The organism is Brevundimonas sp. (assembly GCF_032017145.1).
Taxonomy (GTDB): domain Bacteria; phylum Pseudomonadota; class Alphaproteobacteria; order Caulobacterales; family Caulobacteraceae; genus Brevundimonas.
In genome coordinates, this window is record NZ_DALZQC010000137.1 from 1 (window position 1) to 7,240 (window position 7,240).

Below are 7,240 nucleotides of genomic sequence, written 5' to 3' on the forward strand. Positions count from 1 at the left end.
GTCCTCGTCGCTTCAATCCGACTCTGGATCAAACACTTTGTCCACACTGCCTAGAGCGATCCACCGCTTGTAAGAAGCCGTCATTCCGGGTTCTTCGCTCCGCTCAGCCGCGGAATGACGGGTTAGAACGTCAGCCAAATGAAGGTTGATCGAACCCAGGCCCTTCTCCTCACCAGATCAGACGGCCTCGACCTGCGGCTCGTCTTTCAGGCGGGCCGCGTCTTCGCGTGCGTAGCGCTGGGCGATGATGGTGCAGGCGAACAGCTGAATCTGGTGGAACAGCATGATCGGCAGGACGATCAGCGGGACCGAGGCGCTGGCGAACAGGATGCTGGCCATGGGCACGCCTGCGGCCAGCCCCTTCTTCGATCCGCAGAACAGGATGACGATCCGGTCGCCCCGGTTGAACTTCAACGCGCGGCCGATGGTCAGGGTCAGGCTTAGAACAATGGCCAGAAGGGCGAGGTTCAGCGCCAGAACCTTGGCCAGATCGCCCAGCGAGACCTGCGACCAGACCCCCGCGACCATCCCCTCGCTGAAGGCGGCGTAGACGATGAGAAGAATAGAGCCGCGGTCGACCATGCTGGTCAGTTTGGCGTGTCTGGTCAGCCAGCCCACCAGCATGGGCCGGAACAACTGACCCACCGCGAACGGGGCCAGAATCTGCAGGCCGATGTCCAGAATGGACTGAAGCCGAATGCCGCCGCCCGCGCCGCCGATCAGCCAGGCGACCAGCAGGGGGGTGATTATGACGCCCAGCAAATTGGACAGGCTGGCGCTGGTCAGGGCGCCGGCCACATTGCCCCTGGCGATGGAGGTGAAGGCGATCGACGACTGAACCGTCGAGGGCAGCAGGCACAGATACAGCATCCCCGTCAGCAGGTCGGGCTGAAGCGAACCGCGCATCAAGAAGACGATGCCCAGACCCAGGATGGGAAACAGAAGGAAGGTGCTGAGGAAGACGGCGCCCTGCAGACGCCAGTGCATCAGACCGGCGCCGATGGCGGCGGGCGACATCCGTGCGCCGTAAAGGAAGAACAGCAGGGCGATGGCGACCTTCACCACCCCGTCCAGCACTACGGCCGCTTGACCGCCAGCGGGCAACAGAGCCGCCAGAACCACCATGCCGATCAGGGCCAGCAGATAGCCGTCGATCGGCAGGCGGGACAGGAAACGAGGCATGGGCTGGCTCAGGCTGCGGCGGGTCGCCGCAGTGATAGACCGCCAAAGGCCGGGCTTGAAGCGCGCGCCCCTATTTCAGCCCTCACGACCCGGAGCGGTTCTTGACCAGATCGTCCACCACTGACGGATCGGCCAGGGTGGAGGTATCGCCCAGGGCGCCGATGTCGTTCTCGGCGATCTTTCTCAGAATTCGCCGCATGATCTTGCCGGACCGGGTCTTGGGCAGGCCCGGCGCCCACTGGATCACGTCGGGCGCGGCGATGGGGCCGATCTCCTGGCGGACATGGGCGATCAGGGCCTTTCGCAGGTCCTCGGTCGGCTCGACCCCCTTGTTCAGGGTGACATAGGCGTAGATGCCCTGGCCCTTGATGTCGTGGGGGAAGCCGACCACGGCCGCCTCGGCGACATCGTCGTGCAGCACCAGGGCGCTTTCGACCTCGGCGGTGCCCATGCGGTGGCCCGAGACGTTGATGACGTCGTCCACCCGGCCGGTGATCCAATAGTAGCCGTCCGCGTCGCGACGACAGCCGTCGCCGGTGAAATACCGGCCCGGATAGGTCGAGAAATAGGTGTCGAAGAAGCGCTGATCGTCGCCATAGACGGTCCGCATCTGACCGGGCCAACTGTCGGTGATGCACAGATTGCCCGACACGGCGCCGTCCAGCGGCCGACCTTCGGCGTCCACGATCTCAAGCTCGACGCCCGGCAAGGGCAGGGTGGCGGAGCCGGGTTTCAGGTCCGTGGCGCCGGGCAGCGGCGTGATCAGATGGCCGCCCGTCTCGGTCTGCCACCAGGTGTCCACGATGGGGCAGCGGCCGTCGCCGACCACCTCGTGATACCAGCGCCAGGCTTCCGGATTGATTGGCTCGCCCACCGTGCCCAACAGACGAAGCGAGGCGCGCGACGACGCCTTCACCGGCGCGTCGCCCTCTCGCATCAGGGCGCGCAGGGCCGTGGGTGCGGTGTAGAAGATCTCGACCTTGTGCTTGTCCACCACCTGCCAGAAACGGCCGGCGTCGGGATAGTTGGGCACGCCCTCGAACATCAGGGTCGTGGCCGCGTTCGCCAGCGGCCCATAGACCATATAGGAATGGCCCGTGACCCAGCCCACGTCGGCGGTGCACCAGAAGACCTCGCCGGGGCGATAGTCGAAGACGATCTCGTGCGTCCAGGCGGCCCAGAACAGATAGCCGCCCGTGGTGTGCAGCACGCCCTTGGGCTTACCCGTCGAGCCGGAGGTGTAGAGGATGAACAGCGGATCTTCGGCGTTCATCGGTTCGGGCGGGCAGTCGGCATCGACCTTTGCGGCCTCCAGCCCATAGTCGAAGTCGCGCCCCTCGGTCATCGGCACGTCGCGGTCGGTGCGGCGCACGACCAGGACGGTGTCGACCTTCACCTTCTTCAGCGCCTCGTCGACATTGGCCTTCAGCGGCACGTGCTTGCCGCCGCGCAGGCCCTCGTCGGCGGTGATGACCAGGTTGGAGCCGCAGTCCTCGATCCGGCCGCACAGGCTGTCGGGCGAAAAGCCGCCGAACACGACCGAATGGATCGCTCCGATCCGCGCGCAGGCCAGCATGGCGTAGGCGGCCTCTGGGATCATCGGCAGATAAAGGGTGATCCGGTCGCCCTTCTTGGCCCCATGCGCCTTCAGCACATTGGCCATGCGGCACACCTCGGCGTGCAGCTCGCCATAGGTGATGCGGCGGCTGTCGGCGGGGTCGTCGCCTTCCCAGATGATCGCCGTCTCGTCCTTGCGGTGGGGCAGGTGGCGGTCGATGCATTCGGCCGAGACGTTCAGCACCCCGTCCTCGAACCAGCGGATGCGGAAATCCTCCTTCCTGAAGGAGACGTCCTTGATCCTGGTCGGCGGGGTGATCCAGTCCAACCGCCGGGCCTGTTCCGCCCAGAAAGCGTCCGGGGTTTCGCGTGCGGCGATCCGCGCCGCCTCATAGGCCTGCCGGTTCATATGGGCCTTGGCGGCCCAGTCGGCGGGAACGGGATAGAGGTCGAGATCAGGCACGAAAGGCGTCTCCGGCGGAAATCAGAATCCGTATTTGGCGAACAGGATCAGACGGGTCATGTCGCCGCTGGCGCCGGTCTCGATCTCGCGATCCGCGAACATCAGTTCGGCCCCCACATCAAACGCCGTAACCGGCGACCAGATCAAGTTGGCGTGGAGGCTCTGGGCCGATCGGTTGGCGGACAGGCCGGTGAAGGCGACGTCGTTGTCCACCTTCTGCGCCGACCAGATCAGGCTGGAGCGCCAGCCGGGCGCCCAGACGTGGCGATAGGCGGCGAAGCCGGCGACCACGCCGATGGCGTCCAGATCGCCCGAGGCGTCCAGCACCGCGTCGTTGGAGAAGTTCAGCCCCACATAGCGGCCGATGCCCTCGCCACCGGTCACCATAAGGCGCAGATCGTCCTTCGACCCGACCTTGATCTTGGTCGAGGCCGACAGACCCCAGCCGGTCGCGGTGGAATCGATGCTGGTCGCCGGGTTCTGATACTTCAGTTGGCGCAGCAGTCCGGCGACCTGGACATCGCCCCAGGGTCGGGACACCGCATAGCGGGCGGTGAAGTCCGGCAGGCTGTTGTCGTCGGCGACGATGCGCGCCCCGCCGCCGAACGGGGTCACGGTCGTCTCGGGGTTCTCGACCGAGACCGACAAGGGACCGCGCGTATAGCGGACCTGGACCTGACGGGCGAAGACCGTGCCTTCCGCCGCGCCGATGAAATCGGCGGATTCGGGCAGGACGGCGGTGTTCTGGAAGTTGGTCCACTCCTGGCCGATCAGCCAGTTGTCGATGGTGACGAAGGCGCGGCGCAGGGCCGGGTTGGCCGGGCTGGTTGTGCGTTGATCGCCGGCGCCGGGCAGGGTCTGGAAGTCCATCTCCATCCGCGTGCCGATCTTGTGGCCGCCGACCACGCCGTCGGTGGTCAACCAGAAGCGGGTCTGGCGGGCGTTGAAGTCGGTCGCCGTATCCTCCTTCGCGCCGCCGATGGGGATGGAGCCGGGAATGTGGAACTCGCGCAGGGCGTCGCCATTGACCGGATCGCCGCCGGAATAGCGGCTGGCGTAGGCGTCAACCTTGACGAAGCCGCCGAACTTGACCGTGTGGTCGCCGATGCGGAAGCCCTCGCTCAGGGATGCCGGCGACGCGGCCTGCTGGACAGGGGCGGGCGCGGCCGGCCGGGTCTCCAGGCGGATGATGTCCTGGGCCTGGGCCGCCTGCTGGGTGCGGGCGGCGACGACCTCGCCCTTCAGGGCGTTCAGCTCGGCCTCCAACTGGGCGATGCGGGCTTCCAGCGCCGCCTGGCTGGACTGGGCCGAGGCCATGCCGGGCGCGGACAACAGGGCGACGACGGCGGCGCCCGCGAAAAGGGTGGTCCTGGTCATGCTGATATCCTCCGCGCCCGTCTCCGCAGGCGTCCCTGATCCCAGCTTTCCGCCTATGTCCTCGCCAAGCCATTGGCCATTGGTCTAGTTTCGACCAAAGTCGAACGGCGCCATGGTGGCGGCGACGCGGCCGGTCAGACGCCGCGCATGGGAAGACCGCCCCAGGGAAGGACGCCTATGGATCGCATCGTCGTCGCCGACGACCATCCCCTGTTCCGCGCCGCCCTGCGCTCGGCGGTCGACAAGGCCGCGCCGGGCGCGGAGGTGATCGAGTGCGCCAGCCTGGCCGAGGCGCGCGCCGCGCTGAAGGCGGGGCCGGTCGATCTGCTGCTGCTGGACCTGAAACTGTCGGACAGCGAGGGGATGGCGGGGCTGGCGGCGCTGCGGGCCGAACATCCGGCCGCGCCCGTCGCGGTGGTCTCGGCCAGCGAGGAGGCGGCGGTGGTGCGAAACGCCCTGGGTCTGGGCGCCGCCGGCTTCATCCCCAAGTCCACCGCCCTGCCGCAGATGGTCGAGGCCATCGCCGCCATCCTGGCCGGCGACGGCTGGTCGCCGGACGTGCCCCAGGCCGAGAACGACGACCTGGCCGAACGGGTGGCCAGCCTGACGCCCTCTCAGCTACGCATCCTGGAGGGGCTGAAGGCCGGTCGGCTGAACAAGCAGATCGCCTTCGACCTGGGCGTCTCGGAGGCCACCATCAAGGCCCACCTGACCAGCGTGTTCAGGAAGCTGGGCGTCCACAACCGCACCCAGGCAGTCATCCTGGCCAAGCAGATGGACCCGGCTTGACGCCTTCATTGGACTCATCCGCGTGGTTCAAAAGCTTCATCACAGCGGTCACGGCGAAATCACAGCGAACAGGAGGGCGCCTTGCCCGTTCAGCACGTCCTGAAGCTCTGCGGCGGCGGCTTGGACGCGGAACGAGGAGCCCACCCGCGTTCGGTTGCGTCGTGTCCTCCGTGACTTCGTCGTTACCGTCGTGATGGACGCCTTCCAAGGCCCCATGACCTGGGAACACGATCACCCTAACTGGACAGAAAAGCCTTCAACGCCGCCGGCTTGATCGGCTTGGGCAGCAGGACGGCGCCGGCGGCCGTGGCCTGTTCGTTCAACCCGTCGCGGGTGTCGGCGGTGACCAGGGCGATGCGGCGCACGCCGTGGGGGCGCAGCCAGTCGATGACGGCGAAGCCTTCCGGCCCGTCGCCCAGATGAAGATCGACCACGGCGGCGTCGAACGGTCCCGGCGACGCCATGGCCGCCTCGACGCCGGCCGCCAGCGTCGGCCGCGCGCCCCAGCGGGTCAGAAGGGCGTTCAGGGCGTCCAGGATCACCGGCTCGTTGTCCACGCACAGCACCCTCAGCCCCGCCAGCGGCAGGCGCACGTCGCGCGATGGCGCGACCTCGGCGGCCACGTCGGGCGCGCAGCGTCTCAGGTCGATGCGGAAGGTGGCGCCCGCCCCCAGCGTCGAGGTCAGCGACAGCGGATGGTCCAGCAGGCTGGACAGGCGTTTGACGATGGCCAGCCCCAGGCCCGCGCCGGGTTCGTCCACCGCCGCGCCGGGCAAACGCACGAACTCGTTGAACACCGTCTCTTGCTGCGCCTCTGGAATGCCGCGCCCGGTGTCGCAGACGAACAGCCGCACCGTCTCGCCGCGCCGCCGCACCCCGACCAGAACCCGGCCCCGGTCGGTGTAGCGGATGGCGTTGGCCACCAGATTCTGCAGCATGGAGCGCAGCAGGTCGCGATCCGACGTCACCCACAGTCGCGTCGGCGTCAGGGTCAGGCACAGGCCCTTGGCCTCGGCCACCGGCGCGAACTCGCGCCGCAGATCGTCGAACAGGCCGCCCAGCGACACGCGGGTCACGTTTGTCCGCACCCCGCCGGCCTCCAGCTTGGACAGGTTCAATAGGGCGGTCAGCAGCCGGTGGGCGCTGTCGATGGCGCGGTCGGCGTTGACGGCCAGGGTGCGGCTGGCGGGATCCTCCAGCGCCGGCTCCTCCTTCAAGGCTGCGATGAACAGGCGCGCGGCGTGCAGGGGTTGCAGCAGGTCGTGGCTGGCGGCGGCCAGGAACCGGGTCTTGGAGGCGGTGGCGTCCTCGGCGATCTGACGGGCCTCGTCAAGTCGCGCCGTGCGGTCGGCGACGCGGGCCTCCAGCCGTTCGTTGGCTTCCTCCAACTGGCGCGCGGCGCGGCGCAGGGCCGTGATGTCGGTATAGCTGGTGGCGTAGCCCCCGCCGGGGATGGGCGCGCCGGAGGATCGCAGCACCCGGCCGTCCGGCTGCTGTCGTTCGTGATCGTGGGGGATGCGGCGGCTGAGCGCCTCCAGGCGGCGTTCGACCCAGGTCTCGATATCGTCGGGGCTTTCGCCGCGCTCGGCGTTCAGTCGATAGATGCTGGCGATGGGCAGGCCGACGTGGACGAAGCCCACGGGCAGGTCGAACATGCCGACATAGCGCCGGTTCCAGGCGGTGACGCGCAGATCCTCGTCCACCACGATCACGCCCTGGTCGATGTTGTCCAGCGTGGTCTGCAACAGGTCGCGGTTGAACTGGACGGCCTGGGACGCCTCGTCCAGCATCCGCACCACGTCCTCGGGCGCGCGTCCGACCCCGGCCAGGGCGGCGGAGATGACGCGCCGGGCCGAGGCCGCGCCGATGGCG

5 protein-coding genes are annotated in these 7,240 nt (G+C 68.0%); 1 reads left to right on the top strand and 4 read right to left on the bottom strand.

Features of this window, described 5'->3' with window-relative positions; genetic code table 11:
• Window positions 1–177: 177 nt before the first annotated feature.
• From RTU05_RS16195 to RTU05_RS16205, 3 genes are all read right to left on the bottom strand, one after another.
• Window positions 178–1,182, bottom strand: a complete 1,005-nt coding sequence (locus tag RTU05_RS16195; protein ID WP_312599363.1) for a bile acid:sodium symporter family protein — start codon at window positions 1,180–1,182, stop codon at window positions 178–180.
• Between the two features lie 82 nt (window positions 1,183–1,264).
• Window positions 1,265–3,202, bottom strand: a complete 1,938-nt coding sequence (gene acs, locus RTU05_RS16200) for an acetate--CoA ligase (RefSeq protein ID WP_312599364.1) — start codon at window positions 3,200–3,202, stop codon at window positions 1,265–1,267.
• A gap of 21 nt (window positions 3,203–3,223) precedes the next feature.
• Entirely contained in the window at window positions 3,224–4,579 is a 1,356-nt protein-coding gene (locus RTU05_RS16205) for a DcaP family trimeric outer membrane transporter (RefSeq protein WP_312599365.1), read from the bottom strand.
• 177 nt (window positions 4,580–4,756) lie between these two features.
• On the opposite strand from RTU05_RS16205, the gene RTU05_RS16210 reads away from it, so the two are divergent.
• A complete protein-coding gene (locus RTU05_RS16210; RefSeq protein ID WP_312599366.1) occupies window positions 4,757–5,368 on the top strand; it encodes a response regulator transcription factor in 612 nt (203 codons plus the stop codon).
• A 236-nt stretch (window positions 5,369–5,604) separates the two neighbouring features.
• Here the strand turns inward: RTU05_RS16210 and RTU05_RS16215 are convergent.
• Window positions 5,605–7,240 (bottom strand): PAS-domain containing protein (locus RTU05_RS16215; protein WP_312599367.1); only part of this gene is annotated, 1,636 nt, incomplete at its 5' end.